This window comes from Pseudoxanthomonas daejeonensis (genome assembly GCF_010093205.1).
Lineage (GTDB): Bacteria > Pseudomonadota > Gammaproteobacteria > Xanthomonadales > Xanthomonadaceae > Pseudoxanthomonas > Pseudoxanthomonas daejeonensis.
In genome coordinates, this window is the sequence record NZ_PDWN01000005.1 from 112,069 (window position 1) to 138,008 (window position 25,940).

Here is a 25,940-nt window from a genome sequence, read left to right on the forward strand (position 1 = left end):
CGGAACGTGGAATCAGTGCTGGCCGGCGGCCACGGCGGCGGTGCCTTCGGCCCTGGCGGGCGGCGCGCGCAGGTCGACCTCGACCTCGGCGCTCATGCCGGCGCGCAGCACGGGGGCGTTGTCGCGGTCGGCGGAATCGATCTCCAGGCGCACCGGGATGCGCTGCACGATCTTGACCCAGTTGCCGGTGGCGTTCTGCGCGGGCAGCACGCTGAACTCGGCGCCGGAGGCCGGTGCGATCGAGGCCACGTGGGCCTTCCATTTCGCGCCGGGATAGCTGTCGACCTTGATCGTCGCCGGCTGGCCGACCTGCATCTTCGCCAGCTCGGTCTCCTTGAAGTTCGCTTCGATCCAGATCGGCGAGGTCGCCACCAGCGGCATCGCGGTCTGGCCGACGTTGAGGAATTCGCCGACCTGCAGGTCGTGGGTGCCGATGACGCCGTCCACGGGCGCGCGCACTTCGGCATGCGCCAGGTCGAGCCTGGCCTTGGCCAGCATCGCCATCGCGGCGCGGTAGTCGGGCAGGTCTTCGGTCGGCGTGTTCGCCTGGCCGCTGAGCGTGGCGGCCGCTTCGCTCTGCGAAGCGATCGCATCGGCCAGGTCGGTGCGCGCCTCGGCCACGGCATGGCGCGCATCGTCGACCATCTTGCGCGACACCAGCTGCTGGTCGCCCAGCTGCTGCAGGCGCTGCAGGTCGCGCTGGGCCCAGGCCAGGGTCTCGCGCGACGCCTGGATGGTGGTGCCGGTACCGGTGACCTTGGCCCGGCTGGCGTCGGCGGCATTGGCCATGTGCGCCAGCAACGCCTCGTTCTGCGCCACCGCGATCTCCAGCGGCTGGGCGTCGATGCGGAACAGCAGGTCGCCCTTCTTCACCGGCTGGTTCTGGCCGACCGCGACCTCTACGACCCGGCCGCCGACCTGCGGCGCGACCAGGATGCGTTCGGCCTTGACGTAGGCGTTGTCGGTATCGACTTCACGGCCGGAATTGACCCACTGCCAGCCGAAGAAGCCGGCGACCGCCAGTGGCCCGGCGATCCACAGCCAGACCGGCACGCGGCGCTTGCGTGCCGGAGCCGGAGTCGCGTCGGCGAGGGTGTTGTCGGACTTGCTGGTCATGGGGTTCAGCTCTTGGGAGAAGGTTCGCCGCGGTCTTCGCGGTCGAGCCGGGTGAGGTTTTCGCGCACGCGATCGAGTACCGACAGCGTGTTCGCCAGTTCTTCGGTGGAGATGCCGGCCATCGCCTCCTTGCGCAGTGCATGGGCCACGGTTTCCACCGGGCCCATCACCTGCGCCGACTGCGGCAGCAGATACAGGCGCCAGACCCGGCGATCGGCCGGATCGGCGCGCCGTTCGACGAAACCGGCCTTCTGCAGCCGGTCGATGACCCGGCCCAGCGCGATCGGCTCCATGTCGAGCCGGTCGGCCAGCTCTACCTGGGTGACGCCCTCGGCGTGGCCCAGATGCTTGAGCGCGCGCCACTGCACGCGGGTCAGCTCGAGGTGCGCGACGCGGCGATCGAACACGCGGCCGAACAGGCGGTGCAGGTCGGCGACCTGGTAGCCGAGGCTCTCGCGGGGGTCTGTCTTGGCAGGCATGGGTGCATAGGATATAGATGCCTAGGCAGGTATTTCAAGGCGGGCCGCTGGTCGTTCATCCGGCGGAGGGGTGGACGGTCCCGCGCCACCCGGCCACGGATCGACCGCGCCCCAAGCGCCTGGCACTCCTTCTGGATGGAAACCCGCGATCGGCCGTCCTGCGCGGCGCCTACTTCGCCGCCATGAACGCTTCGATTTCCTCGGCCGAACGCGCCAGTGCGCCGGTCAGCACGCGATGGCCTTCGCCGGTGACCAGGACGTCGTCCTCGGTGCGGATGCCGATACCCCGCCACTTCGCATGCACCGACGTGTCGTCCGCGGCCACATACAGGCCCGGCTCGATGGTGAAGACCATGCCGGGCTCGAGCTGGCGCGACTCGCCGTCAATCCGGTAATCGCCCACGTCATGCACGTCCAGCCCCAGCCAGTGCCCGCTCTTGTGCCGGTAGAAGCGCTTGTAGTGCCCTTCGGCGATGTTCTTCTGGAGGCCACCCTTGAGCAGCCCCAGCCGCAGCAGGCCTTCGGTCAGGACCTCCACCGCCGCGTCGTGGATCGCCGACCAGGCGACGCCGGGCCGCGCGCAGGCCAGCGCCGCGGCCTGCGCCGCGCCGACCAGGTCGTGCAGCGCGCGCTGCTCCTTCGAGAAGCGGCCGTTGACCGGGAAGGTGCGGGTGATGTCGGCGGCGTAGTTGCGGTATTCGGCACCGGCGTCGATCAGCACCAGCTCGCCGTCCGCGGCGCGGGCATTGTTGGCCACGTAATGCAGCACGCAGCCATTGGCGCCAGCGCCGACGATGCTGTTGTAGGCCGGGCAGGCGTCGGCGGCGCGGAACACGCGCTCGACCTCGGCCTGCAGTTCGTACTCGTGGATGCCCGGCCGCGCCGCGCGCATCGCCGCTTCGTGCGCACGCATGCTGATCGCCGCGGCCTTGTCCATCAGCCGGATCTCGTCCCTGGACTTGAACAGGCGCTGCTCGTGCAGCAGGTGCCCAAGCTCGAGGAATTCGTGCGGCGGCTGCGCGCCGTGCCGCACCTGGGCACGGACCCGGTTGAGCCAGCCGATCAGCTTGAGGTCGAAATCGGCGTCGCGACCGAAGTGGTAGTAAACCCGCGAGCGCCCTTCCAGCAGCCCGGGCAGGATCTCGTCGAGGTCGTCGATCGGGTAGGCATCGTCCATGCCGAACGCCTCGACCGCGCCTTCCTGGCCGGCGCGGGCGCCATCCCAGCCCTCGCGCTCGGGGTCGCGCTCGCGACAGAACAGCAGGGCCTCGCCGTGCTTGCGCCCGGGGACCAGCACCAGCACCGCGTCCGGCTCGGGGAAGCCGCACAGGTACCAGAAGTCCGAATCCTGCCGGTACGGATAATGGGTGTCGTGGCTGCGCACCCGCACCGGCGCGGCCGGCAACACCAGGATCGCGTCGTCGCCGGCCATGCGCATGAGCTGGCGGCGCCGGCGCGCGAACTCGGTCGCGGAAATGTCGGTCAGCGAACGCTGCATGTCAGTTCAGGCTGCGGCGATGGCGCGGTCCAAGCACGCAGTCCCCATGCAGCAGCAGGACGGCGACGCGGACGAACTCTTCCAGTTCGGAGAGCGCGTCCTCGTCCTCGTCGTCCTCATCGATGTCTTCCACGCTGGCGCCTGCCAGGCGCGCCAGGTCCTGCAATGCCTCCGCGCCTTCCTCCGACAGCGGCGGCTGCGCGCCGGCGGCCAGGCCGAAGCCGCCAAGGAAGCTGCGACACCAGTCGAACAGGCCCTGCGCGCGCTCCCGCAGCGGCATGTCGTCCGCGCCGAGCAGGAGCTGGAAGGTGAACTCGCCATCGCCAAGCTGGGCGGCCGTCGCCTTGCGCAGGCGGTCCAGGGCACTGCCGGGTGCCGGCGTGGCCACGCCGGCATCGGCCAGCACGCGCGCCGGCCACGCCGCGGTGTCCTCGCCACCTCCCGCCAGCCAACCGCACAGCGAGCCGTGCAGCTCCGGAACAGTGGCGCCCAGGCCCAGCGTGCGGCTGGCTTCGGCGACCTCGTCGGGGGCGGGGAAATCGGGCATGCGGAACCGTGATCGCGATGGATGATCGGGCGAAGTGTAGCAACCGCTCCGGCCGTGCCGCTTGTCGCCGTTCCCCGGCCATGCCTACACTCGTGAAGATCACCCATCCCACCGCCCGCCATCCCATGCCGTCCGACGTCGCTGCGCGATACCGCCAGACAGGACCCATCCGGATGGGTCGTCCATGACTGCCGCTCTGATGGCCCTGGCCGCCGGGCTGATGCTCGCGGTGCTGGTCCTGCTCTGGCGCTGGCGCAACAGCCACATGAAGCAGCACGAGGCACTGCAGGCCCGCGAGGAGCACCTGACCGTGGCCTTGTGGGGTTCGGGCGAGCAGTTCTGGGACTTCGACCTGGACCGGCGCGAGTTGCACCTGCTGCATGCCGACGAATCCGAACCGGACCTGGGCAAGGGCCTGGCGGTGAGCAGCCGCCGGGTCTCGCTGCCACTGGTGCATCCACACGACCGGGCCACCCTGCGCCGGCGCCTGCGTGCGCACCTGCGGGGCCGCGAGCCGCTGTTCACCTCCGAGCACCGGGTCGACCCGGACGGCGACGGCAACTGGGTGTGGGTCCGGATCCACGGCCGCACCGTCCTGCGCGATGCGCGCGGGCGCACCCGCCGCCTCGCCGGCACCGCGCGCGACACCACGGCCAATCGCCATGCCGAAGCCGAACGCCGCATCGCCAGCGAGGTGCTGCGCAGCATGAGCGAGGCGGTGGCGGTGCTGGACCGCGAGCTGCACTTCGTCGCGGTCAATCCGGCTTTCACCCAGATCACCGGGTACAGCGACGTGGAGGCGCTGGGCCGGCCGTTCACCATGCTCGACAGCGACCACAGCGAGGGCGGCGGCACCCTGCGCCAGGACCTCAACCGGCAGCACTGGCAGGGCAACGTCTGGATGACGCGCCGCGACGGCGAGGAGATCCTCTGCCACGTCAAGCACAACGGCATTCCCGATGCCGCCGGCGACGTCAATTTCCACGTGGTCGTGCTCAGCGACATCACCGAACAGAAGCGTGCCGAGCAGGAGCTGCGCTACCTGGCCAACTACGACGCGCTGACCAGCCTGCCCAACCGCTCGCTGCTGTCCGAGCGCCTGGCCCGGGCGATCGTGCGGGCGCGCCGCGAAGGCGGGCATGTCGCCGTACTGTTCCTGGACCTGGACCGGTTCAAGGACGTCAACGACTCGCTCGGCCACGCCACCGGCGACCGCGTCCTGCGCGCGGCGGCCGAACGCGTGCAGCAGGCGGTGGGGCCGCAGCACACCGTCGCCCGGCTGGGCGGCGACGAATTCACCGTGGTCCTGGAGGGGCTGGCCGCCCCGCGCGAGGCCGAGGACGTCGCGCAAAGGGTGATCGAATCGTTCGCCATGCCGCTGGTGCTGGACGAACACCATGAGATCACCGTGTCGCCATCGATCGGGATCAGCCTGTTCCCGGACCACGCCCAGGTCCCGACCGAGCTGCTCAAGCACGCCGATACCGCGATGTACCAGGCCAAGGCTGCCGGTCGCCGCACCTGGCAGGTCTACTCGGCCAGCATGGACGAGGCGACCCGCCGCCGCGCCACCCTCACTGGCCTGCTGCGCCGCGTGGTCGAGCGCGAAGAGCTGGCCCTGGTCTACCAGCCGCGCTATTCGCTGCACGAAGGCCGGGTGGTCGGCGCCGAGGCGCTGCTGCGCTGGCGCAACCCGGAGTTCGGCTCGATCCCGCCGGACCAGTTCATCCCGCTGGCCGAAGACACCGGGCTGATCCTGGAGATCGGCGAATGGGTGCTCAAGGAAGCGTGCACGACCCTGCGCCAGTGGCACGAGGCCGGCCTGGAGGGGATGCGGATGTCGGTGAACGTCTCGCCGATCCAGCTGCTGCGCGGCGACCTGGCCGCGACCCTGGCGCGGATCCTGGCCGAGACCGGCGTGGCCTCGGGCCAGCTGGAGCTGGAGCTGACCGAGAGCGCGATCATGGCCAACGTCGGCCGCAGCGCCAGCGTGCTGCACGCCTGCCGCATCCTGGGCGTGGGCGTGGCGGTGGACGACTTCGGCACCGGCTACTCCTCGCTGGCCTATCTCAAGCGGCTGCCGCTGACCACGCTGAAGATCGACCAGGAGTTCGTCGGCGACCTGACCCGCGACCCGGACGACGAGGCCATCACCAGCACGGTCATCGCGATGGGCCACTCGCTGTCGCTGACCGTGGTCGCCGAGGGCGTGGAGACCGCCGGCCAGCTGCAGTTCCTGCGCGACCATGGTTGCGACGAGGTCCAGGGTCACTACATCGCCGCGGCCATGGAGCGCGATGAATGCATGGCGTTCATGGCGCGGCCGATGGCCGAGCCGGCCTGAACAGGCCCGGGACGCATCCGCGGGCGACTTCCCGCGCCGCTTGACCGCTCCGGCGGGCGCTGCCTATCGTGACCGCCATGGATTCCTCCGCCGACGCCACCGCCCAGCTCCGCGCCCTCGCCACGCGGGTCGAGGCGCTGGCCGAGCGTTGCCAGCGCCTGGCCGACGAGAACCGCAGCCTGCGCCAGCAGCAGGAGCAGCTGTTCACCGAGCGCGCCCAGCTGCTCAACAAGAACGAGCAGGCGCGCTCGCGCGTGGAAGCAATGATCGCGCGGCTGAAATCGCTGGAGCAGCACACGTGAGCAGCCAAGCCGAACCGGTCAGCGTCCGCATCCTCGACCGCGAATACACCGTGGGCGTCAGTGGCGACGAGCGCGACGGACTGGTCGCCGCCGCCCGCCTGCTCGATGCGCGGATGCGCGAGGTCCGCGGCAGCAACCGCATGGTCGCGCTGGACCGCGTCGCCGTGCTCGCGGCACTGAACCTGGCGCACGAAGTACAGCAGCTGCGCGAGGAACGCGATGCGCAGCAACGCGAACTCGCGGGCACGCTCGATACGCTCAACCGTCGCCTGGATGGACTGCTCGGCACCAGCGCAGGCTGAATGCGCCGCATGCGATAGACGTCGTCTTGCGACGCTGAACCGTGGATTGCCGATTCCTTCGCACGCACCGACGGACGGGCTAGGCAGTCGCCCAAGGAACGCTATACTTCACCTGCGTTCTCTGCCGTGTTCGACAGCTGGCAAAACATTCACCTTGTCCCTTAAAAACGACACCGGGGATGCGACGACGCCGGGTGTGCATGTCCGCCTTGCAGCGGAAAGCCCGATGGTTTCCCAGCTTCCCCACTTGAACCCAGGGTTCAAGGTCGTTTCGCCGCATCGGCATGGTGGAGAATGCCTTATTCGACAACGCCTCCTCCGGGAGGCGTTGTTTTTTCCGGGCCCGGCCGCGTCGCGCGCGGGCTTGGCGCGGACCGGCGCGTCCGCGATCATGCACCTCTCCGCCACACGACCACACACGTCCCGATGACCCAGGACCGCGACACGCTGCGTCGCCAGCTGCGCCAGCTGCGCCGCGAACTGCCCGCCGCCGCGCGCATCGCCGCCGCCGAATCGCTGGCGCGGCGCATCCTCGCCCTGCCCTTTTTCCCGCAGAGCGGATATGTCGCCGGGTACTGGGCGATGGATGGTGAAATCGGCCTGCACGTACTGCAGCTGCGCCTGCCGCCGGGACTGGTCTGGTGCCTGCCGGTACTGGATGGCGACAGGCTGCGCTTCGCGCCGTGGCGCGCCGGCGATCCGCTGGTCACCAACCGGTTCGGCATCCCAGAGCCGGATGTGGCGCCGTCTTCGGCGCTGGAGCCACAGGCGCTGGCGCTTGCGGTCATGCCGCTGGTGGGTTTCGACGCCGGTGGCCAGCGGCTGGGCATGGGAGGCGGCTGGTACGATCGCGGCTTCGCGTTCCGCCACGGCAGCGCCGCGCCGCCCTGGCTGGTCGGCGCCGGGTTCGCCGTCCAGCAGGTGCCGGAGCTGGAAGCCGCGCCCTGGGACGTGGTTCCCGATGCGATCTGCACCGAATCCGCCACCGTGTTGCCGCACGACCGAACCGCCCGCGCCGAGACCGATCCCGCATGACCGCACGCAAGCGCTACTGGCTGATGAAGTCCGAACCGGACGCCTTTTCCATCGACGACCTGCAGCGCGTGGGCACCGAACCCTGGAACGGCGTGCGCAACTACCAGGCGCGCAACTTCATGCGCGACGGGATGAAGGTCGACGACGGCGTCCTGTTCTACCACTCCAACGCCAAGGTGCCCGGCATCGCCGGCGTCGCGCGCGTGGCAAGCGCCGCCTATCCGGACGCGACCCAGTTCGACCCCAAATCCCACTACCACGACCCCAAGGCGACGCCCGAGCAGCCGCGCTGGTTCCTGGTCGACGTGGCATTCGAGCGCAAGCTCAAGCGGACCATTCCGCTGGAAGAGATCAAGCAGCACGCAGACCGGTTGGGCGAAGGTTTCCCGCTGACCTCGCGCGGCAGCCGCCTGTCCGTGTTCCCGGTCACCGCCGCGCAGTGGAAGCTGCTGCTGGCGCTGGAATGACCGCGATCGCTGAATCCGCATACTCCTGCAAGGTCTGAACCCATGAGCGAAGCAAAGCGCCTGGCTGGCGAGAAAGCCATCGACTACGTCGAGGACGGCATGATCGTCGGCGTCGGCACCGGCTCCACCGTTGCCTACTTCATCGACGCGCTGGGCCGGATCCGCGACCGCATCGCCGGCGCGGTCTCCAGCTCCGAGCAGAGCACCGCGCGGCTGAGAGCGCTGGGCATCGAGGTGCTCGATGCCAACGCCGCCGGCCCGCTCAAGCTCTATGTGGACGGCGCCGACGAATGCGACCCGCACAAGCGCCTGATCAAGGGCGGCGGCGCCGCGCTGACCCGCGAGAAGATCATCGCCGAGGCCAGCGAGACCTTCGTGTGCATCGTCGACCCGGCCAAGCAGGTGCCGGTGCTGGGCCGTTTCCCGCTGCCGGTGGAAGTGGTGCCGATGGCGCGCAGCCTGGTCGCGCGCCGCATCCTCGCCCTCACCGGCGGCCAGCCGGTCTGGCGCGATGGCGTGGTCACCGACAACGGCAACTGGATCCTCGACGTGCACAACCTGTCGATCACCGACCCGGTCGCCATGGAAACCGAGCTCAACCAGATTCCCGGCGTGGTCAGCGTCGGCCTTTTCGCGCGCCGCCCGGCCGATGTCGTCATCGTCGGCGGCGAGCCGCCCCGCGTGCTGTAGGCGCTTGCGCAGGCCCGTGCCCGCTCTGTCGCTCCAACCCTGCTTCCGGAATCCACCCATGCACCGTCTCGCGCGCCTGACCCTCACGCCCCTGCTGCTGCTCCTGAGCGCCTGCGCCTCGGCAGGTACGCCCTGGGTGGAGCTGGGTGGCGAACGCTTCCAGGTCGAGATCGCCGACGACGACGCCGAGCGCGCGCGCGGCCTGATGTTCCGCGACGAGATGGCCGCCGACCACGGCATGCTCTTCATCCACGACCGCCAGGAACCGCTGGCGTACTGGATGAAGAACACCCGGCTCCCGCTCGACATCCTCTACTTCGACAGCGAACGCCGGCTGGTGTCGCAGCAGCGCGACGTGCCGCCGTGTTCGGCCGGCGACCGCTGCCCGCCCTATCCGAGCCGGGGCCCTGCGCGCTACGTGCTGGAGCTCAACGCCGGCCAGGCCGCGCGGCTGAAGCTGGAAGACGGTGCCGAACTGCGCCTGGGGCCAGGGGTTCCCGCCGCGCCCGGCGGCTGAATCCGCGCGGCTCCGCGCGACCACAGCGAGGATGCGCAGGGCTTGATTGTGGCCATTTCCGGCCCCAATCTTGCGGCATGGGGATCGAATCGCACCTGCCTGACTGGAACGCCCTTGACTGGAGTAGGCTCGCCACGCTCGATGACGACGCGTTGCCGCTGCTGCCGACGGCCCTGCTGATCGCCCGCGACGAGTATCCCGGACTGGACCCGCAACCGTACGAAGCCCTGGTCCAGGCCCACGCCGACCACCTGCGCACCGAAGTGGCCGCGATCGAGCAGCAGCCGCTCAAGATGGCCGCGATCAACCGCCACCTGTTCGACGAACTGGGCTACAGCGGCAACCACGACGAGTACTACGACCCGCGCAACAGCTACCTCAACCAGGTGCTGGACCGCAGGCTGGGCAACCCGATCTCGCTGGCGATGGTGCAGATGGAAGTCGCGCGCCGGCTCGGCATCCCGCTCGATGGCGTGTCGTTCCCCGGCCATTTCCTGGTCCGCCTGCCGGTCGACGGCGGCCTGCTGGTAATGGATCCGTTCAATGGCGGCCGTCCACTGGCGGTGGAGGAACTGCGCGAGCGGGCCAAGCCGCACCTGGGCGAAACGCCCGACGATGGCGTGCTGCTGCAGATCCTCAGTCCCGCGCCGCACCGGGCCATCCTGGTCCGGGTGCTGCGCAACCTGCACGGCCTGTACGCCGGGACGCAACAGTGGGATCGCGCCGCGCGCTGCGCCGACCGCGTGCTGAAACTGGTCCCCGAACAGTCCGAGGCGCTGCGCGACCGTGGCCTGGCCTACCTGGAACTGGATTACCTGCCGGGTGCGCGCCAGGACCTCGCCCGCTACCTGGAGCTGGCCCCTGAAGCGAGCGACGTGGATCAGATCCGCGAGCGGCTGATCGAAGCGGCCGGCACGCGCGCGCCGCTGCACTGAGTGCAGCGGTCGCTACTAGGCTTCCACCATCTCGAAATCTGACTTGGTCACGCCGCAGTCGGGGCAGGTCCAGGTCTCCGGGATGTCTTCCCAGCGCGTCCCGGGCGCGATTCCTTCCTCGGGCAGGCCCTCGGCCTCGTCGTAGGTGAAGCCGCAGACGACGCACATCCAGTTGCGAAAGGGGGCGGAGTCGGCAGCGTTCATCGGATAATGCGGGATCGGGCGAGGCGGGCGCGCATTGTCCCACCTCCGCCGCCGCCCCGGAAATCCCGCATGGCCCGAACCCCCCCACCGCCGCCCCCCGCCGATCCGCCGCAAGGCTCGCCCTCGGCACCGTCGGAAGGCATCCGCAGGCCATGTGGCCTGTACCTGGTCACCCCGGACGAACCGGATACCGCGCGGCTGCTGGCGCGGGTGGCGCCACTGCTGGGCGAAGGCGTGGCCTGGCTGCAGTACCGCAACAAGGCCGCCGGTGCCGGACTCAGGCGCGAACAGGCCGCCGCGCTGCAGGCCTTGTGCGCCCCGGCCGGCGTGCCCCTGCTGGTCAATGATGACGTCGCCCTCGCGAGGGCGATCGGCGCGGCGGGCGTCCACCTGGGCGAGGACGACGGGGATATCGCCACCGCGCGCGCGGTGCTCGGACCCGAAGCGATCCTCGGCGCCTCCTGCTACGACGAGCTGGAACTGGCCCGGCGCGCGGTCGCAGCCGGTGCCAGCTACGTCGCCTTCGGCGCCTTCTTCCCGACCACCACCAAGGCGACCACGCGCCGGGCTTCGCCGGCGCTGTTGCGCGATGCGGCCGGCCTGGGCGTGGCGCGCGTCGCCATCGGCGGCATCAGCCCGGAGAACGCCGGGCCGCTGGTGGCGGCCGGCGCGGACCTGCTGGCGGTGATCGGCGGGGTATTCGACGCCCCCGATCCAGTGGCCGCCGTCCGCGCCTATATCCGCTGTTTTCCGTCGCACGAACGCGCACCGCATCCATCGGGCGCCTGAACCCGGCGGCATCAGCCGTGCCGACATCGTCGTGTCGCGGGCATGCCCGCTCCTACAATGGCGCCTTTCGCACGCAGGAAGTCCCCCGATGAACCATGACCGCTCCCACGCCCTCTTCGCACGCGCACAGCAGCTGCTGCCGGGCGGGGTCAACTCGCCGGTGCGCGCGTTCAAGTCGGTCGGCGGCGAACCGTTCTTCGTGCAGCGTGCCGATGGCGCCTACCTGTACGACGTCGACGGCAACCGCTACATCGACTACGTCGGCTCGTGGGGCCCGATGATCGTCGGCCACAACCACCCGGCGGTGCGCGACGCGGTGCAGAAAGCGATCGGCGACGGGCTTTCGTTCGGCGCGCCATGCGCGGCCGAGGTGACGATGGCCGAGACGATCACCCGGCTGGTGCCGTCGTGCGAAATGGTGCGCATGGTCAACTCCGGCACCGAAGCGACGCTCTCGGCGATCCGCCTGGCGCGCGGCGCCACCGGCCGCCAGCGCATCGTCAAGTTCGAGGGCTGCTACCACGGCCACGGCGACTCGTTCCTGGTCAAGGCGGGCAGCGGCATGCTCACGCTCGGCGTACCGACGTCGCCCGGCGTGCCAGCCGGGCTGAGCGAGCTGACCAGCACCCTGAGTTACAACGACTTCGAAGGCGCGACGAAACTGTTCGACGAGATCGGCCACGAGATCGCCGCGCTGATCATCGAACCGGTGGTCGGCAATGCCAACTGCATCCCGCCGCGCGAAGGCTACCTGAAACACCTGCGCGAGCTGTGCACGAAGCACGGCACGCTGCTGATCTTCGACGAGGTGATGACCGGCTTCCGCGTGGCCTTGGGCGGCGCCCAGGCGCACTACGGCATCACCCCGGACCTGAGCACCTTCGGCAAGATCATCGGCGGCGGCATGCCGGTGGGCGCCTACGGCGGCCGCCGCGACCTCATGCAGCAGATCGCACCAGCCGGGCCGATCTACCAGGCCGGCACCCTGTCCGGCAATCCGGTGGCGATGGCCGCCGGCCTGGCGATGCTGGAACTCATCCAGGCGCCGGGCTTCCACGAGCGCCTGGCCGCGGCCACCGCGTCGCTGTGCGAAGGCCTGGAAGCGGCCGCGCGCGACGCCGGCGTGGCGGTGACCACCACCCGCGTCGGCGCGATGTTCGGGCTGTTCTTCACCGACCAGCAGGTGGAGACCTATGCGCAGGCCACCGCGTGCGACATCGGTGCGTTCAACCGCTTCTTCCACGCCATGCTCGAGCGCGGCGTGTTCCTGGCACCGTCGGCCTACGAGGCCGGTTTCATGTCGAGCGCGCACGACGAGGCGGTGATCGCCGCCACGGTCGAAGCGGCGCGCGAGGCCTTCAAGGTCGCCGGGAAGGCCTGAGCGCCACGACGCGGCGGGTTTCGCACCGCGTCGATCCGCCTCCACGATGATCGCGCCGCGCCTGGAACTTCTGCTGCTCGATTTCGACGGCGTGCTCGCGCGCTACGAACGGGCCTTGCGCTGCGCGCACCTTGCGCAGGTCGCCGGCTGTCCGGCAACCCAGGTCATGCAGGTGCTGTTCTCCTCGGGGCTCGAGCTCGCCTACGACAGCGGCGCGCTGGACACGGCAACCTACCTGCGCCAACTCGGCGAAGGCGTTGGCACGCGCATCGACGAAACAGCCTGGATCGACGCACGCGTCGCCGCCTGCGCGCCGGATCCGCGGATCCTGGCGATGGTCGCGGCGGTAGCCCGGCGGTACCCGGTGGCGATCCTGACCAACAACGGCCCGCTGATGGCGCAGGCGATCCCGCGCATCGTCCCGGAACTGTTTCCCGCGCTCGACGGCCGCGTGCTGTGCAGTGGCACGCTGGGCGGGCGCAAGCCGCAGGCTACGGTTTACACGCAGGCACTCGAGCGGCTTGGCGCTCGCGCGGCATCGACGCTGTTCGTCGACGACCTGTTCGTCAACGTGCAGGGCGCGCGCCGCGCCGGCCTGCATGCGGACACGGTCCGCGATGCCCGCTCGATGCGCCGGGTACTGGCGCGCTTCGGCCTACCGACCGGCTAGCGTTCCCGGCCCAGCCCGCCGCGGGTCCACGCAGGCGATGGCGCGGCCACTCTCGCAGGCGATCCTGGCCCGGGCTTTTCGTCGACCAGGATCGCGCGGACGCCTGGTCGCCCGCCGCTCAGCGGCCGGCGAGTGCGGCGACGGCCGCCCGAAGCCGCGTGAGGCCCTCGGCGACGTCCGCATCGGTGATGTTCAGCGCCGGCACCAGGCGCAGCACGTCCGGGCCGGCCTGCAGCAACAGCAGGCCATGAGCGGCGGCATGGTCGAGGATTTCGCCGGCGCGCCCGGCGAACGCGGGCTTGAGCACCGCGCCGAGCATCAGGCCGCGACCGCGCACCTGCCCGAAGAGATCGAACTCCGCACCGATCGCCAGCAAACCCTCGCGCAACGCCTGCGACTGCCGCGACACGTTCGATGCGACCTGCGCCGAGGCGATCTTGCGCAGCGCGACCCGGGCCACCGCCGCGGCCAGCGGGTTGCCGCCGAACGTGGTGCCGTGCGCGCCGAACTGCATGGCCTGGGCGACCTTCGGCCCGGCCAGCATCGCGCCGATCGGGAAGCCGCCGCCCAGCGCCTTGGCCAGGGTGACGATGTCCGGCACCACGCCATCCTGCCAGTGCGCGAACAGGGTCCCGGTACGGCCCATCCCGGCCTGGATCTCGTCCAGCACCAGCAGCGCGCCGTGGTGGTCGCACAGCGCGCGCACCTGCTGCAGGAAACCGGACGCGGCCGGCATCACCCCGCCCTCGCCCTGCACCGGCTCGAGCATCACCGCGGCCACGTCGCCGGCGGCCATCGCCGTTTCCAGCTGGGTGATGTCGTTGAAATCGACGTAGCGGAAGCCGCCTGGCAGCGGTTCGTAGCCGTCCTGGTACTTGGGCTGCGCGGTGGCGGTGACCGCCGCCAGGGTGCGCCCGTGGAAACTGCCGCGGAAGGTGACGATCACCCGCTGCTGCGGCGGCCGGCCCTGCGACGCGGCCCACTTGCGCACCAGCTTGATCGCCGCCTCGTTGGCCTCGGCGCCGGAATTGCACAGGAACACGCGCTCGGCGAAGCGGCTGGCGGTGACCAGCTCCTCGGCCAGGCGCAGCGGCGGCTCGCTGTAGAAGATGTTGCTGGTGTGCCACAGCTTGCCGGCCTGCTCGACCAGGGCCGCATGCAGGTCCGGGTCGTTGTGGCCCAGCCCGCACACGGCGATCCCGGCTGCGAAATCGACGTACTCGCGACCTTCGCTATCCCACAGGCGCGCGCCCTGGCCTCGCTCCAGCACCAGCTCGCGCGGGCGGTAGACGGGCAGGTAGTAGTGGCGGCCGAGATCGAGCAGCGCGGCGGTGTCGCCGGCGGGCAGCGTCGTATCGTTCATGGTGATGGCGGTGATCCGTGGAGGGCGCCGACGGCTGCCGGCGCGGCCATTATCGCTCCCCAGCGCGCCATGCAGTGCAAGGCAACCGGCCACTCCATGGCGCCGGGCTTGCCCGGCTGCCTCACGGGTCCGGGCTGCTTCCGACCGGGAGCAGCGGGGCGAGCCCCGCTCCACGCAACCCCGGAGGCGCGCCTCACCAGCTGCCTGTGTTCGGCATCGACGTCCACGGCTCAGCCGGCGGCAGCGCGGCGCCCTTCTGCAGCAGCTCGATCGAAATGAGGTCGGGCGTGCGCACGAAGGCCATGCGGCCATCGCGCGGTGGGCGGTTGATGGTCACGCCCAGCGACTGCAGGTGCGCGCAGAGCGCGTAGATGTCGTCGACCTCGAAGGCCAGGTGGCCGAAGTTGCGGGCGCTGCCGTAATCCTCGACCGGGGAACCATCGGCCGACGGCCAGTTGTACGTCAGCTCCACCTCGGCCTCGGGGTTTTCCGGGGCACCGAAATAGACCAGGGTGAAGCGACCGGCCTCGTTGTCCATGCGCCGGGTCTGCCGCAGTCCCAGCCCTTCGGTGAAGAAGCGGCCGGTCGCTTCCAGGTCATGGACGCGGATCATCGCGTGCAGGTACTTCATGGTGGCGCTCCGGTGGGGTCAGGCCGCCATTTTGCAGGACGCACCCGCCGACATGGCGATGCGGCGATCACGCGGTGTCGCCAGTGCCGAGTCGTGGCTGTCGCGGCCTGGAGTCCGCCGTCCGCATCGCCCACTTCTGTAGGAGCGGGCATGACCGCGACACCGAGGCAGTCGGCGATGCTGAAGCCCCGTTTATCCGAAGCTCTCTCAAGCCACGCCGTCGTGGTTGCGAGCGCGTCGGTGTCGCGGTCATGCCCGCTCCTACCCACAACTGTCGAAGCGTCACTTCGCGCCGGGAAAGGCTCAATCCAGGAACAGATCCGGCAGCAGCGGTTGCGACGGGTCCACCGCATACCCGGACAGGTCGGTGACGCCGGCTTCTGCCAGCACTTCGTCGTCGATCAGGAATCGTCCGGTGAAACCGCGCGCCGGGCGCACCAGCACTTCGCGCGCGGCGTCGGCCATGATTTCCGGCCGGCGTCCGTTGGCGATGCTCACCCCGGGGATCATGTTCAGCGCATCGGTACCGATCAGCGTGCGCGGCCACAGCGCGTTCACCGCCACGCCCTGCGGACCGAATTCGGCGGCCAGGCCCAGGGTGACGAAGCTCATCCCCATCTTGGCCAGCGTGTAGCCGGTGTGCGGGCCCCACCATTTCGGATCCAGCGAAGGCGGCGGCGCCAGGGTAAGGATGTGCGGATTGGGCGCCTGCAGCAGGTAGGGAAGACAGGCCCGCGCGCACAGGTAGCTGCCGCGCGCGTTGACCTGCTGCATCAGGTCGAAGCGCTTCATCGGCGTGTCCAGCGTGCCGCGCAGCCAGATCGCGCTGGCGTTGTTGACCAGGATGTCGATGCCGCCGAACGCATCGACCGTGGCGGCGACGGCCGCGTTGACCTGGTCTTCCTCGCGGATGTCGCATTTCAGCGCCAGGCCCTGGCCGCCGGCGGCGATCACCGCTTCGGCCGCCTGGTGGATGGTGCCGGGCAGCTTCGGGTTGGGCACCGAGGACTTGGAGGCGATGGCCACGTTGGCGCCGTCGCGCGCCGCGCGCAGGGCGATCGCCAGGCCGATGCCGCGCGAGGCGCCGGTGATGAAGAGGGTCTTGCCGGCCAGGGTGGTCATCGGAGTGCCTGCGGGACGAAGTGCGGTTGCCTTCATTGTCGCCCGGAACGGTGTTCCGGCAGGGGCCGGCGTCGGCCGCAGGGCATGCCATCGGCAAGGCGCCGGTCCGCGCGCCCTGGCTGGGCGACCCGCCGGGGCCCACCCTGCGCCTACCGCAAACGCGGCCCGCTGGCGATCGGTCCAGCCATCCGCGCTTAAGGCGGGCGCGGGTTGCCGCCTCTTATAATCGGCGCCATGGAATCCTCGTGGATGGACGCTGTTCTGGCGTGGATCGGGAACCACCCCATCCTCGCCGGTGCGGTGATCTTCGCCATCGCCTTCTGTGACGCCCTCATCGTGGTGGGCGCGATCGTGCCGGCGCTGCCGCTGCTGTTCGCGGTCGGCGTGCTGATCGGCATGGGCGAAATCAATGGCCCCTACGCGGTGGCCTGCGCGACCGTGGGCGCCTTCCTCGGCGATGGCCTGAGCTACTGGGTCGGCCGGCGCTGGGGCGGGCAACTGCACGGCGTGTGGCCGTTCCGCCGCTATCCGCAGCTGCTCGGTCGCGGCGAGATCCTGTTCCGGCGCAACGCCTTCACCAGCATCCTGGCCGCGCGCTACGTCGGGGCGGTGCGTCCCTTCGTGCCGGCGATCGCCGGCATGTCACGCATGCCGTTGCGCCGCTATTTCCTCGCCAGCGGCGTGGCCTGCCTGTCCTGGGGCCTGCTGTTCCTGGCACCGGGCTGGGTACTCGGCCGCGCCTACGACGCGATCGCCGCGGTCGCCGGCCACCTGGTGATCGTGCTCGGGCTGCTGCTGGTGGTCCTGGCCGTGGCCTGGGCCTGGGTGCTCTACACCTATCGCTGGTTCGCCGACCATGCCGATTCGCTGCTGGCCCGCGCACTGGACTGGTCGCACCGGCATCCGGTGATGGGCCGGCATTCGGCTGCCGTTTTCGATCCGGCACACCGCGAATCGACCTCGCTGGCGTTGCTGGCGGTGCTGCTGCTGGCCATCGGCTGGGCGTGGTTCGCTCTGGTGCTGGTGGTGGTCGGCCATGGCGAACCGCTGGCGCTGGACCTGGCCGTGCACCAGGCGATGCTGGCCCTGCGCAATCCGCTGGCCGACTATCCGATGGCCGCGCTGGCCTCGCTCGGCGACTGGCCGGTGCTGGCGCCGGCCTGCACCCTGGTGCTGCTGTACTTCATCTGGCGCCAGCGCTGGATGGCGGCGGCGCACTGGCTGGCGGCGCTGGCGTTCGGCCTGGCCCTGACCTGGCTGCTGGGCACCACCGTGGACGTGGTGCGCCCGCCCGGCGCGAGCAGCGGCTTCGGCTTTCCTTCGATCGCGGTGACCATGGCGACCATCGCGTTCGGCTTCTTCGCGGTGCTGATCGCGCGCGAGCTGCCGGGCCGCGACCGGGTCTGGCCCTACCTGGTCTCGGGCGTGACCGTGGCGATCATCGGGTTCGCGCGCCTGTACCTGGGCGCGCACTGGCTCAGCGACGTGATCGGCGGGATGCTGCTGGGCATCGTCTGGCTGCTGGTGCTGGGCATCGCCTATCGCCGGCGTTTCAACCGCTCGTTCTGGGTCAAGCCGGTGGCGTGGGTGTTCTACGGCTCCTTCGCCGCCGCCGCGCTGTGGTACGCGCCGCGCAATGTGGAAGCCAAGCTGGCCAAGTTCGAGCCACCGCCGGCGCTGCCGGTCCTGGCGGACCTGGAGGACTGGTGGAGCCACGAATGGATGCTGCAGCCGGCACGCCGCAACGAATTCGACGACGAGCTGCGCTGGCCGCTGGACGTGCAGGTCGCCGGCCCGCTGGCGCCGGTGCAGGCGCGGCTTGAAGCCGACGGCTGGCGGATGCAGCCCCAGGCGCGCTGGGTGCAGGCGGTGACGCTGCTGGACACCGACGGCGATCCGGACGAAGTCCCGGTCCTTCCCGCGACGCTGGATGCGCGCACCGAAGCTTTGCTGATGATCCGCGACGTGCCCGGCCAGCAGGTGCGCCACGTGCTGCGGCTGTGGCCGACGCCGGTGCAGCTGCAGCCAGGCGACGTGCCGCTGTGGGTGGGCACCGCGCAGACCCTGCATTTCCACCACGAACTCGGCCTGGTCGTGACCTGGCGGCCGCAGCGCGGCGCCGATCCGGCGCTGGACAAGGCCATCGCCTCGCTGGCCGACCTGCCGCACGCGGTGGCGCCGCACCCGGGTTCCAAGCTGCCGGTGCTGCGCGTGATGACCGAAGGCCTCGACGCGCAGGCGCCCGCTACGCCTCCTCGTCCATCCACTCCAGCAACCGGTCCAGGCGCCGGTGCGGATCATCTTCCTGCAGCAGCGCCAGGCGCTGCTCGTCGGTAACCGGAAGCAGTTCGGCCAGCCGCCAGCCGACCCAGGACGCATCCTCGAGCTGGCGCAGGTTGGCGGTGGCATGCCCCAGGTCGGGATACTCGCCGCCGACCTTGTCCAGCAGCTCGGCCAGCAGGGTCGCCAGCGCGGCGTGCTGGGGTTGCAACGGCACAACGCCGGCCTCATCGCACCACTGGACGTCGCCGACCAGCAGGCCGTTGTCGCGCACGCGGGTGCGGGCCACGCGGAAGCGGCGCAACCCGCGCACCTGCAGGGTCAGCAGGCCGTTGCGGTCGCTGCCGAAGTCCTCGATCTGCGCTTCCACGCCGTACGCCGCCGGAATGGCCGGCTCGCCGGTCTCTTCGCCTTCGAGGATCAGGCAGATGCCGAAACCCTGCCCGCTGCGGCCGCATTCGGCCACCAGGTCCAGGTAGCGCCGCTCGAACACGCGCAGGCCCAGCGGCGCACCCGGCAGCAGCACCGTATGCAGCGGGAACAGCGGCAGCGTTTCGTTGTCGGTCACGGGCATGGCATCAGGGTAGCGCGTGGTGCGTGGCGATGCGTCATGGCCGCATCACCCGCCGTTCATTCCGCAAGCTGGGCCACGAAGCGTCGCGGCGCGCCATCGAAGCCGCCATTGGACATGAACACCACATGGTCGCCCGGCTGCACCGTGCCGCGCAGCGCCTCGAGCAGCGCGTCCGTATCGGCCGCGGTGCGCGCGTCACCCCTGACCGCGGCGACCACGCGGCCGGCATCCCAGGCCAGTTCGGGCCGGTGCAGGAACACCACCGCGTCGGCGAGGTCCAGCGACGGCGCCAGCGCCTCGGCATGTGCGCCCAGCCGCATCGAATTGCTGCGCGGCTCCATCGCCACCACGATCCGCGCCGTGCCCACCCGCGCCCGCAGGCCTTCGAGCGTGGTGCGGATCGCGGTGGGGTGATGGGCGAAATCGTCGTATACGGTGACCCCGCCCTGCGTGCCGAGCACCTCCAGGCGCCGCTTCACGCTCTGGAAACCGGCCAGCGCGGGAATCACCTGCGCGGCGTCCACGCCGACCGCATGCGCCGCGGCCAGCGCGGCGAGCGCGTTCATCACGTTGTGCCGGCCGACCAGCGGCCAGCGCAGCGTGCCGACCTCCTGCCCGCGATGCACGACCACGAAAGCGCTGCCATCGGCCTGCAGCAGTCGCGCGCTCCAGTCGAAGCCGGCGCCACCCTCGGCGCGCGTAACCGCCACCGCCGCGCCTTCGACGCCGAAGGTTTCCACCGGCGTCCAGCAGCCCATCGCCAGCACCTGCGCAAGGTGCGCATCCTCGCCATTGACGACCAGCCGGCCGGCGCGCGGCACGATGCGCACGAGGTGGTGGAACTGGCGCTGGATCGCGGCCAGGTCCGGGAAGATGTCGGCGTGGTCGTATTCGAGGTTGTTGAGGATGGCCACCGTCGGCCGGTAGTGGACGAACTTGCTGCGCTTGTCGAAGAACGCGGTGTCGTACTCGTCGGCCTCGACCACGAATTCGCGCCCGCTGCCCAGCCGCGCCGACGTGCCGAAATCCTCGGCCACGCCGCCGATCAGGAAGCCCGGGTCGCGACCGGCCGCCTGCAGCAGGAAGGCCAGGATGGTCGTGGTGGTGGTCTTTCCATGGGTACCGGCGACCGCCAGCGTGGTGCGCCCGGGCAGCACGCGTTCGGCCAGCCACTGAGCGCCGGAGGTGTAGCGCCGGCCGTCGTCCAGCACCTGCTCCACCGCCGGGTTGCCACGCGACAGCGCATTGCCGATGACGACCTCGTCCGCATCGGCGGAGATGTTGCCGGCCAGGTAGCCCTGCCGCAGTCCGATGCCCAGCTTCTCCAGCTGGGTCGACATGGGCGGATATACCGCCTGGTCGCTACCCTCGACGGTGAAGCCCTGTTCGCGTGCCAGCGCGGCCACGCCGCCCATGAAGGTTCCGGCGATGCCGAGGATATGGATCTTGCTCATGCGCCGATTGTCGCCCAAGCGCCGCGATTTTGGGTGTCCGCCGTCGCGATCCGCACCATTGGCGGGCGCGCGCGTCGCCCCGCCAAAGAAAAACGCGCGCCACCTCGAGGCGACGCGCGTTTCCGGGTACGACCGCGGCCGGTCAGGCCTTCTTCAACGCCGCCAGTACGCGCGCGGTGATCTCGTCCATGTTGCCGACCCCGTCGATCGCGGTCAGCGTGCCCCGGTCCGCGTAGAAGCCGATCACCGGAGCGGTCGAGTCGTTGTAGACCTGCAGGCGCTTGCGCACCGATTCGGGATTGTCGTCGGCGCGACCTTCGGCCTGCGCTCGGCCGGCGATGCGCTCGACCAGCAGGTCGGTGGCCACGTCCAGCTGCACCACTGCGTCCAGCGGCTGGCCGATCTTGGCCAGCAGCCCGTCCAGCGCGCCGGCCTGGGTCAGGTTGCGCGGATAGCCGTCGAGGATGAAGCCGCGCTCCACGTCGTCGCGGCCCAGCCGCGATTCGAGCATGCCCAGCAGGATTTCGTCGGAGACGAGGTCGCCGCGTGCCATCACTTCCTTGGCCTGCAGCCCCAGCGGGGTGCCGGCGGCCACTTCGGCGCGCAGCAGGTCGCCGGTGGAGATGTGGGGGACGCCGAGCGTCTCCTTGAGGCGCGCCGCCTGCGTTCCCTTGCCCGAACCGGGCGGGCCCAGTAGTACCAGTCGCATCGATTGCTCCCAGAAGAAATGTCCCGTGGCGGCCGGTGGCGCTAGACTTTCGTCCTGCGCCCGCATTGCACCGCACCATTCCAGTGCAGCTTACCGCATCCGCGGCGCTGTCCCCAAAAATGTCCCGCCTCCGAGGAACCCGATCCATGCCCAAGGCCACGCAAGGCACCCTGCTCTACGCCCAGTCCGGCGGCGTCACCGCCGTCATCAACGCCACGGCCAGCGGGGTCATCAGCGAGGCGCGGGCCCGCGGGGTCAAGGTGCTCGCCGCGCGCAACGGGATCCTCGGCGCGCTGCGCGAGGAGCTGGTGGACACCTCGAAGGAGTCGGCCGCCGCGATCGCCGCGCTGGCCCACACCCCGGGCGGGGCGTTCGGGTCTTGCCGCTACAAGCTCAAGTCGGTCGAGGCCGACCGGGCCAGGTACGAGCGGCTGCTGGACGTGCTGCGCGCCCACGACGTGCGCTGGTTCCTCTACAACGGCGGCAACGATTCGGCCGACACCGCATGGAAGGTCTCGCAGCTGGCGGCCGAATTCGGCTATCCGCTGACCTGCATTGGCGTGCCCAAGACCATCGACAACGACCTGGCCGTGACCGACACCTGCCCGGGTTTCGGCTCGGCCGCCAAGTACACCGCCGTGTCGGTGCGCGAGGCCGCGCTGGACGTGGCCGCCATGGCCGAGACCTCGACCAAGGTCTTCGTCTACGAGGCGATGGGCCGCCATGCCGGCTGGCTGGCCGCCGCCGCCGGCCTGGCCGGGCAGTCGCCGGACGAGGCGCCACAGATCATCCTGTTCCCCGAGCGCGCCTACGACGAAGCCGCCTTCCTGGCCCAGGTCGACAAGGTGGTGAAGAAGGTCGGCTGGTGCGTGGTCGTGGCCAGCGAGGGTATCCGCACCGCCGACGGCAAGTTCGTCGCCGACGCCGGCGGCGGCAAGGATGCGTTCGGCCATGCCCAGCTCGGCGGCGTTTCCTCGTACCTGGCCGGCAAGGTAAAAGACCAGCTCGGTTACAAGGTCCACTGGACCCTGCCCGACTACCTGCAGCGCTCGGCGCGCCATGTCGCCTCCAAGACCGACTGGGGGCAGGCGCAGGCGGTCGGCAAGGCCGCGGTCCAGTACGCGCTCAAGGGCATGAACTCGGTGATGCCGGTGATCGTGCGCAGTTCCAGCGCGCCGTACCGCTGGAAGATCGAGCCGGCGCCGCTGCACAAGGTCGCCAACCACGAGAAGACCATGCCGGCGAGCTTCATCCGCAAGGACGGCTTCGGCATCACGGCGAAGGCACGTGAGTACCTGCAGCCGCTGATCCAGGGCGAGGCGCCGCTGCCCTGGGGTCGCGACGGCCTGCCCAAGTACGTGACCCTGAAGAACGTGGCGGTGAAGAAGAAGCTGCCGGCCTGGGAAGGCTGATGGCATGACCGCGCGCGCGCCGCTGCCGGCCGCTTTGCGGCCGTACGTCGGCAACCTGTGGGTCGGCCAGTCGACCCGCGCGCGGCGCGAACACGTCATTCCTTCCGGCGAGATGCACCTGGCGGTGCGCATCGACGGACCAGCCTTGCGGCTGTACGCCAGCCGCGACGACGAGGAAGGCGAAGCGGTCGCCGCGGCGGTGGTCTGCGGCGCACGCAGCCGTTACTACGCCAAGCGCGCCGAGCCGTGCTGCACGGTCGGCGCGCAGTTGCTGCCGGGCGCGTCGCAGGCGCTGTTCGGCGTGCCGGCCACGGCGATCGCCGAACGGCACGCGCCCCTGCGCGAATTCTGGGGCGATGCGGTCGATGCGTTGCAGCGCGAGCTTGCGGCCACGACCACGCCGGAAGCGCGCCTGCACGCGCTCGAAAGCACCCTGCTCGCCCAGCTGCGGCCGGTCGAGCCGCTGCCGTCGCATGTCACCCGTGCCATTGCCGGGCTCGACGAAGGCGAGGACCTGCACGTGCTGCTGGCCGGCGCCGGGTGCAGCCACCGCCACTTCATCGCCCGCTTCCGCGATGCGACCGGCCTGGCGCCCAAGCGCTACGCGCGGCTGCGCCGCTTCCAGCGCGTGCTGGCGCAGCTGGACCTCGAAGGCACGGACTGGGGCACGCTGGCACTGGATCACGGCTATTGCGACCAGGCGCACCTGGCGCGCGACTTCCGCGAATTCGCAGGGCTGCCCGCGCGTGCCTACGAGCGCGCACGCCTGCACCCGCGCCACGTGCTTACCGGCTGAGCCGGTCAGTTTTTTCCAAGACCGCCGGCCTGCACGGCCGCATCCTGCGCGCACCACCACCGGAGTTGATCGCCATGGCCAGCCGTGAACTGTTCGCCTACCTGTGCGTCGCCGACGCAGCGCGCGCCATCGCGTTCTACCGGGAAGCCTTCGATGCGACCGAGATGTTTCGCCTGGTCGAGCCGGGTGGCCGCATCGGCCACGCCGAAGTCGATTTCGGTGGCACCACGCTGATGCTCTGCGAAGAATTCCCGGAACTGGGCATCCGCCGCCCCGACCCGTCCCATGGTCACAGCGCCACCCTGCACCTGCATGTCGACGATGCCGACACGACCATCCGCCGCGCGATCGCCGCCGGCGCCACCCTGGAACGCGCCGCGAGCGACGCGTTCTACGGCGAACGCTCCGGCGTGGTCATCGACCCCTGTGGCCACCGCTGGAGCATCGGCCACAGCATCGAGGACGTGACCCCGGAGGAAATGCAGCGGCGCTATGCGGCGCTGATGGCGCAGGGCTGAGGCCACCGCCCTCCTCTTCCTCTCCGCGCCTGGTTGCCACCCCTTCTTGAGGTCACCCCCCTTTCCAACGACGGCAACAATGCACTAGCGTTGGCCTGGGGAGCACATGCATATCCGCGAAAGTCGGATGCGTGGGTGCAGCAACGACGGACGCTGTCCCGAAGACAGCACGTTTCAGGGGGAAAACCGAAGATGATCAAGGCTGCATGGGGAGCCGGCTTGTTGCTGTGTGCTGCAACGGCTTCCGCGAAAGAGAAACCCATCGCGCTGTCCGAATTGGACGCCGCCACCCTCCAGGGCAAGACCATCGCGCTGACCGTGCATGAGCGCCCCTCCTTTATCGCTTTTACGGCCGGCAAGGCGACACTCGGCCTGCTTGGGACGGCAGCGATGGTCTCTGCCGGCAACAACATCGTCGACGAGAACGGCGTGGAAGACCCCGCCATCCTGGTCCGCAGGCAGCTGGCCCAGGCGCTGGCCGACCGTTATGGCGCCATCGTGTTGGAGCCAGATGCGGTGGCCAGCAAGGCCAAGAAGCCGAAGGACCTCGCAGCCCTGCACCCCGAAGCGGACTTCGTTTTCGATGTCCGCTCGGCGGGTTGGCAGTTCATCTATTTCCCGAGCAACTGGGACAATTACTGGATGGGCTACAACGTCCAGACGCAGCTGATCGATACAAGGACCGGCCGCCCTCTCGCCAGCATGGCTTGCGGCGCGCACACCAAGGAGCACGCCAATCCGCCCAGCCGCGACCAGTTGCTGGAGCAGGAGGCGCGACTGCTAAAGGACGTGACGCAGCATCTGGGATGGACCTGCGTCCATGTTCTCGCCAAGGAGCAGTATGGCCTGTTGCCGGAGCAAGTCGCGGCAATTCCCGCGCAGTACGTGGACCCGTTGTCGCCAGCACCGCCTGGTGATGTGGCGGATCGCGCCGTCGAACCGGTGGCCGGAGCGCCGGCAGAGGTCGCCATCGCAACCGGTCCCACCGGCATGTCGGCCACGGAAGCAGCCACAAGCGAGGACCATGGACACGGCACTGCGGAAACCCCCGCAGCACCAGTGGATGCGGCGGGAACACCCCCCAATGGGGCTGCCCCACCGGAAGTTACCGACCTGGAAGCCGGCGAGGCCACGGACGCGCTCTAGTGGGTAACGCCATCTTCCGCCGCCACGCGGAGTAGGTCCGGGTGGCGGTGGCGATGGTCAGCGGCAGGACGCGCCGACGACTTCCATCTGCGCGCTGTACTGCGGCAGCTCGCGCATCTGCCCGGCCGCGGCCTGCTTCTGGGCATCCTGCAGGTAGATGCGCACCTGGCCCTGGCCGTCGCGGGCGAGGTCCTGCGCCACCGGCTTGCGCCACACGCGGACCACGGCCTGCCGCGAGGGGCAGCTGGCGTCGGGGATCCGGGTGAGGGTGTTGAGGATCCACCCGCTGGCCTGCGAAGGCCTGGCTTGCGCCGCTTCCACGTAACGGGCACGCGGCTGGCAGGTGGGTGCGGTCTGCACCGCCTGCATCCGGTAGGGCTGCGCGGCATCGCCGGTGAAGACGCCCTCGAGCCGGGTGCAGGCTTCCGGGATCGTCCGCACCGAATGCAACGCGCCCACCGCCTGCGCAGCGCCGGCCTGCTCGCGTTCGGCCTTCATGGCCTGGGCCTGCAATGGCGAAGCGACCGCGGCCACCGCCACCAGCACGGCCAGCAGCACCGCCTGGCGGAACACGTCGCCATGGCGCTGGGCCCGATCGGCGGCGGCAACGCTGACGGTACGGCCGGTGGAACTCGCGCCGGAGCGCTCTGGCGGAACGG

Annotated in this window: 28 protein-coding genes and 1 other RNA gene; 17 read left to right on the forward strand and 12 right to left on the reverse strand. The window is 70.1% G+C overall.

Annotated elements, in window-relative coordinates; translation table 11 throughout:
• Positions 1 to 12: 12 nt before the first annotated feature.
• From CSC65_RS06615 to CSC65_RS06630, 4 genes are all read right to left on the reverse strand, one after another.
• The gene (locus CSC65_RS06615; RefSeq protein ID WP_162409688.1) at positions 13 to 1,116 is read right to left on the reverse strand and encodes an HlyD family secretion protein; all 1,104 of its coding nucleotides are present in this window, start codon (positions 1,114 to 1,116) and stop codon (positions 13 to 15) included.
• Positions 1,117 to 1,121: 5 nt separating this feature from the next.
• Entirely contained in the window at positions 1,122 to 1,595 is a 474-nt protein-coding gene (locus CSC65_RS06620) for a MarR family winged helix-turn-helix transcriptional regulator (RefSeq protein WP_162409690.1), read from the reverse strand.
• A 169-nt stretch (positions 1,596 to 1,764) separates the two neighbouring features.
• On the reverse strand, positions 1,765 to 3,093 hold the full coding sequence (locus tag CSC65_RS06625) for an aminopeptidase P N-terminal domain-containing protein (RefSeq protein ID WP_162409692.1): 1,329 nt from the start codon (positions 3,091 to 3,093) through the stop codon (positions 1,765 to 1,767).
• A gap of 1 nt (position 3,094) precedes the next feature.
• Positions 3,095 to 3,640: a UPF0149 family protein gene (locus tag CSC65_RS06630; RefSeq protein WP_162409694.1), complete on the reverse strand. Its 546-nt coding sequence runs from the start codon at positions 3,638 to 3,640 to the stop codon at positions 3,095 to 3,097.
• Between the two features lie 184 nt (positions 3,641 to 3,824).
• Here CSC65_RS06630 and CSC65_RS06635 point away from each other — a divergent pair, with 184 nt between their 5' ends.
• From CSC65_RS06635 to CSC65_RS06675, 9 genes are all read left to right on the forward strand, one after another.
• On the forward strand, positions 3,825 to 5,984 hold the full coding sequence (locus tag CSC65_RS06635; protein WP_162409696.1) for a putative bifunctional diguanylate cyclase/phosphodiesterase: 2,160 nt from the start codon (positions 3,825 to 3,827) through the stop codon (positions 5,982 to 5,984).
• A 77-nt stretch (positions 5,985 to 6,061) separates the two neighbouring features.
• Entirely contained in the window at positions 6,062 to 6,286 is a 225-nt protein-coding gene (locus CSC65_RS06640; protein WP_162409697.1) for a TIGR02449 family protein, read from the forward strand.
• Positions 6,283 to 6,588, forward strand: coding sequence for a cell division protein ZapA (locus CSC65_RS06645; protein ID WP_162409699.1), 306 nt, complete (start codon positions 6,283 to 6,285; stop codon positions 6,586 to 6,588). The genes CSC65_RS06640 and CSC65_RS06645 overlap by 4 nt, the downstream gene beginning before the upstream one ends.
• Before the next feature lie 115 nt (positions 6,589 to 6,703).
• Positions 6,704 to 6,886, forward strand: a non-coding RNA gene (ssrS, locus tag CSC65_RS06650) — 6S RNA.
• A 128-nt stretch (positions 6,887 to 7,014) separates the two neighbouring features.
• Complete coding sequence (locus CSC65_RS06655) at positions 7,015 to 7,623, forward strand: 5-formyltetrahydrofolate cyclo-ligase (protein WP_162409701.1); 609 nt, start codon at positions 7,015 to 7,017, stop codon at positions 7,621 to 7,623.
• Positions 7,620 to 8,090 carry an EVE domain-containing protein gene (locus tag CSC65_RS06660; RefSeq protein ID WP_162409703.1) on the forward strand — a complete coding sequence of 157 codons (471 nt, stop codon included), beginning with the start codon at positions 7,620 to 7,622 and terminating at the stop codon, positions 8,088 to 8,090. The genes CSC65_RS06655 and CSC65_RS06660 overlap by 4 nt, the downstream gene beginning before the upstream one ends.
• Positions 8,091 to 8,132: 42 nt before the next feature.
• Entirely contained in the window at positions 8,133 to 8,780 is a 648-nt protein-coding gene (rpiA, locus tag CSC65_RS06665; RefSeq protein WP_162409704.1) for a ribose-5-phosphate isomerase RpiA, read from the forward strand.
• Between the two features lie 58 nt (positions 8,781 to 8,838).
• Entirely contained in the window at positions 8,839 to 9,297 is a 459-nt protein-coding gene (locus tag CSC65_RS06670) for a DUF192 domain-containing protein (RefSeq protein ID WP_162409706.1), read from the forward strand.
• Between the two features lie 77 nt (positions 9,298 to 9,374).
• Positions 9,375 to 10,232 (forward strand): SirB1 family protein, encoded by an 858-nt coding sequence (locus CSC65_RS06675; RefSeq protein WP_162409708.1) that lies wholly within the window; start codon positions 9,375 to 9,377, stop codon positions 10,230 to 10,232.
• 15 nt (positions 10,233 to 10,247) lie between these two features.
• Here the strand turns inward: CSC65_RS06675 and CSC65_RS06680 are convergent, their stop codons facing one another.
• Positions 10,248 to 10,436: a rubredoxin gene (locus CSC65_RS06680; protein WP_162409710.1), complete on the reverse strand. Its 189-nt coding sequence runs from the start codon at positions 10,434 to 10,436 to the stop codon at positions 10,248 to 10,250.
• Positions 10,437 to 10,595: 159 nt separating this feature from the next.
• Between CSC65_RS06680 and thiE the strand changes: the two genes are divergently transcribed.
• From thiE to CSC65_RS06695, 3 genes are all read left to right on the forward strand, one after another.
• The gene (gene thiE, locus CSC65_RS06685; RefSeq protein ID WP_425501317.1) at positions 10,596 to 11,225 is read left to right on the forward strand and encodes a thiamine phosphate synthase; all 630 of its coding nucleotides are present in this window, start codon (positions 10,596 to 10,598) and stop codon (positions 11,223 to 11,225) included.
• Between the two features lie 88 nt (positions 11,226 to 11,313).
• Positions 11,314 to 12,606 (forward strand): glutamate-1-semialdehyde 2,1-aminomutase, encoded by a 1,293-nt coding sequence (hemL, locus tag CSC65_RS06690; protein WP_162409715.1) that lies wholly within the window; start codon positions 11,314 to 11,316, stop codon positions 12,604 to 12,606.
• Between the two features lie 46 nt (positions 12,607 to 12,652).
• Positions 12,653 to 13,276: an HAD-IA family hydrolase gene (locus CSC65_RS06695; protein WP_162409717.1), complete on the forward strand. Its 624-nt coding sequence runs from the start codon at positions 12,653 to 12,655 to the stop codon at positions 13,274 to 13,276.
• A 118-nt stretch (positions 13,277 to 13,394) separates the two neighbouring features.
• Here the strand turns inward: CSC65_RS06695 and CSC65_RS06700 are convergent, their stop codons facing one another.
• The 3 genes from CSC65_RS06700 to CSC65_RS06710 form a co-directional block, all read right to left on the reverse strand.
• Positions 13,395 to 14,639 (reverse strand): acetylornithine transaminase, encoded by a 1,245-nt coding sequence (locus tag CSC65_RS06700; protein WP_162409719.1) that lies wholly within the window; start codon positions 14,637 to 14,639, stop codon positions 13,395 to 13,397.
• Between the two features lie 193 nt (positions 14,640 to 14,832).
• On the reverse strand, positions 14,833 to 15,270 hold the full coding sequence (locus CSC65_RS06705) for a VOC family protein (RefSeq protein ID WP_162409721.1): 438 nt from the start codon (positions 15,268 to 15,270) through the stop codon (positions 14,833 to 14,835).
• A gap of 303 nt (positions 15,271 to 15,573) precedes the next feature.
• Positions 15,574 to 16,392: an SDR family oxidoreductase gene (locus CSC65_RS06710; RefSeq protein WP_162409723.1), complete on the reverse strand. Its 819-nt coding sequence runs from the start codon at positions 16,390 to 16,392 to the stop codon at positions 15,574 to 15,576.
• A 234-nt stretch (positions 16,393 to 16,626) separates the two neighbouring features.
• Here CSC65_RS06710 and CSC65_RS06715 point away from each other — a divergent pair, with 234 nt between their 5' ends.
• On the forward strand, positions 16,627 to 18,729 hold the full coding sequence (locus CSC65_RS06715) for a bifunctional DedA family/phosphatase PAP2 family protein (RefSeq protein WP_162409725.1): 2,103 nt from the start codon (positions 16,627 to 16,629) through the stop codon (positions 18,727 to 18,729).
• Here CSC65_RS06715 and CSC65_RS06720 read toward each other — a convergent pair.
• The 3 genes from CSC65_RS06720 to CSC65_RS06730 all read right to left on the reverse strand — a co-directional run bounded on the left by CSC65_RS06720 (position 18,638) and on the right by CSC65_RS06730 (position 21,409).
• On the reverse strand, positions 18,638 to 19,246 hold the full coding sequence (locus CSC65_RS06720) for an LON peptidase substrate-binding domain-containing protein (protein WP_162409727.1): 609 nt from the start codon (positions 19,244 to 19,246) through the stop codon (positions 18,638 to 18,640). The genes CSC65_RS06715 and CSC65_RS06720 overlap by 92 nt on opposite strands.
• 56 nt (positions 19,247 to 19,302) lie before the next feature.
• The gene (mpl, locus tag CSC65_RS06725) at positions 19,303 to 20,700 is read right to left on the reverse strand and encodes a UDP-N-acetylmuramate:L-alanyl-gamma-D-glutamyl-meso-diaminopimelate ligase (RefSeq protein WP_162409729.1); all 1,398 of its coding nucleotides are present in this window, start codon (positions 20,698 to 20,700) and stop codon (positions 19,303 to 19,305) included.
• Between the two features lie 142 nt (positions 20,701 to 20,842).
• Positions 20,843 to 21,409, reverse strand: a complete 567-nt coding sequence (locus tag CSC65_RS06730) for an adenylate kinase (protein WP_162409731.1) — start codon at positions 21,407 to 21,409, stop codon at positions 20,843 to 20,845.
• A 146-nt stretch (positions 21,410 to 21,555) separates the two neighbouring features.
• On the opposite strand from CSC65_RS06730, the gene CSC65_RS06735 reads away from it, so the two are divergent.
• From CSC65_RS06735 to CSC65_RS06750, 4 genes are all read left to right on the forward strand, one after another.
• The gene (locus CSC65_RS06735; RefSeq protein ID WP_162409733.1) at positions 21,556 to 22,821 is read left to right on the forward strand and encodes a 6-phosphofructokinase; all 1,266 of its coding nucleotides are present in this window, start codon (positions 21,556 to 21,558) and stop codon (positions 22,819 to 22,821) included.
• Positions 22,822 to 22,825: 4 nt separating this feature from the next.
• The gene (locus tag CSC65_RS06740; protein WP_162409735.1) at positions 22,826 to 23,617 is read left to right on the forward strand and encodes a helix-turn-helix domain-containing protein; all 792 of its coding nucleotides are present in this window, start codon (positions 22,826 to 22,828) and stop codon (positions 23,615 to 23,617) included.
• 74 nt (positions 23,618 to 23,691) lie between these two features.
• Complete coding sequence (locus CSC65_RS06745) at positions 23,692 to 24,135, forward strand: VOC family protein (RefSeq protein ID WP_162409737.1); 444 nt, start codon at positions 23,692 to 23,694, stop codon at positions 24,133 to 24,135.
• A gap of 192 nt (positions 24,136 to 24,327) precedes the next feature.
• Positions 24,328 to 25,281 (forward strand): hypothetical protein, encoded by a 954-nt coding sequence (locus CSC65_RS06750; RefSeq protein ID WP_162409739.1) that lies wholly within the window; start codon positions 24,328 to 24,330, stop codon positions 25,279 to 25,281.
• 57 nt (positions 25,282 to 25,338) lie between these two features.
• Here the strand turns inward: CSC65_RS06750 and CSC65_RS06755 are convergent, their stop codons facing one another.
• Positions 25,339 to 25,854, reverse strand: a complete 516-nt coding sequence (locus CSC65_RS06755) for a hypothetical protein (protein ID WP_162409874.1) — start codon at positions 25,852 to 25,854, stop codon at positions 25,339 to 25,341.
• Between the last annotated feature and the right edge of the window lie 86 nt (positions 25,855 to 25,940).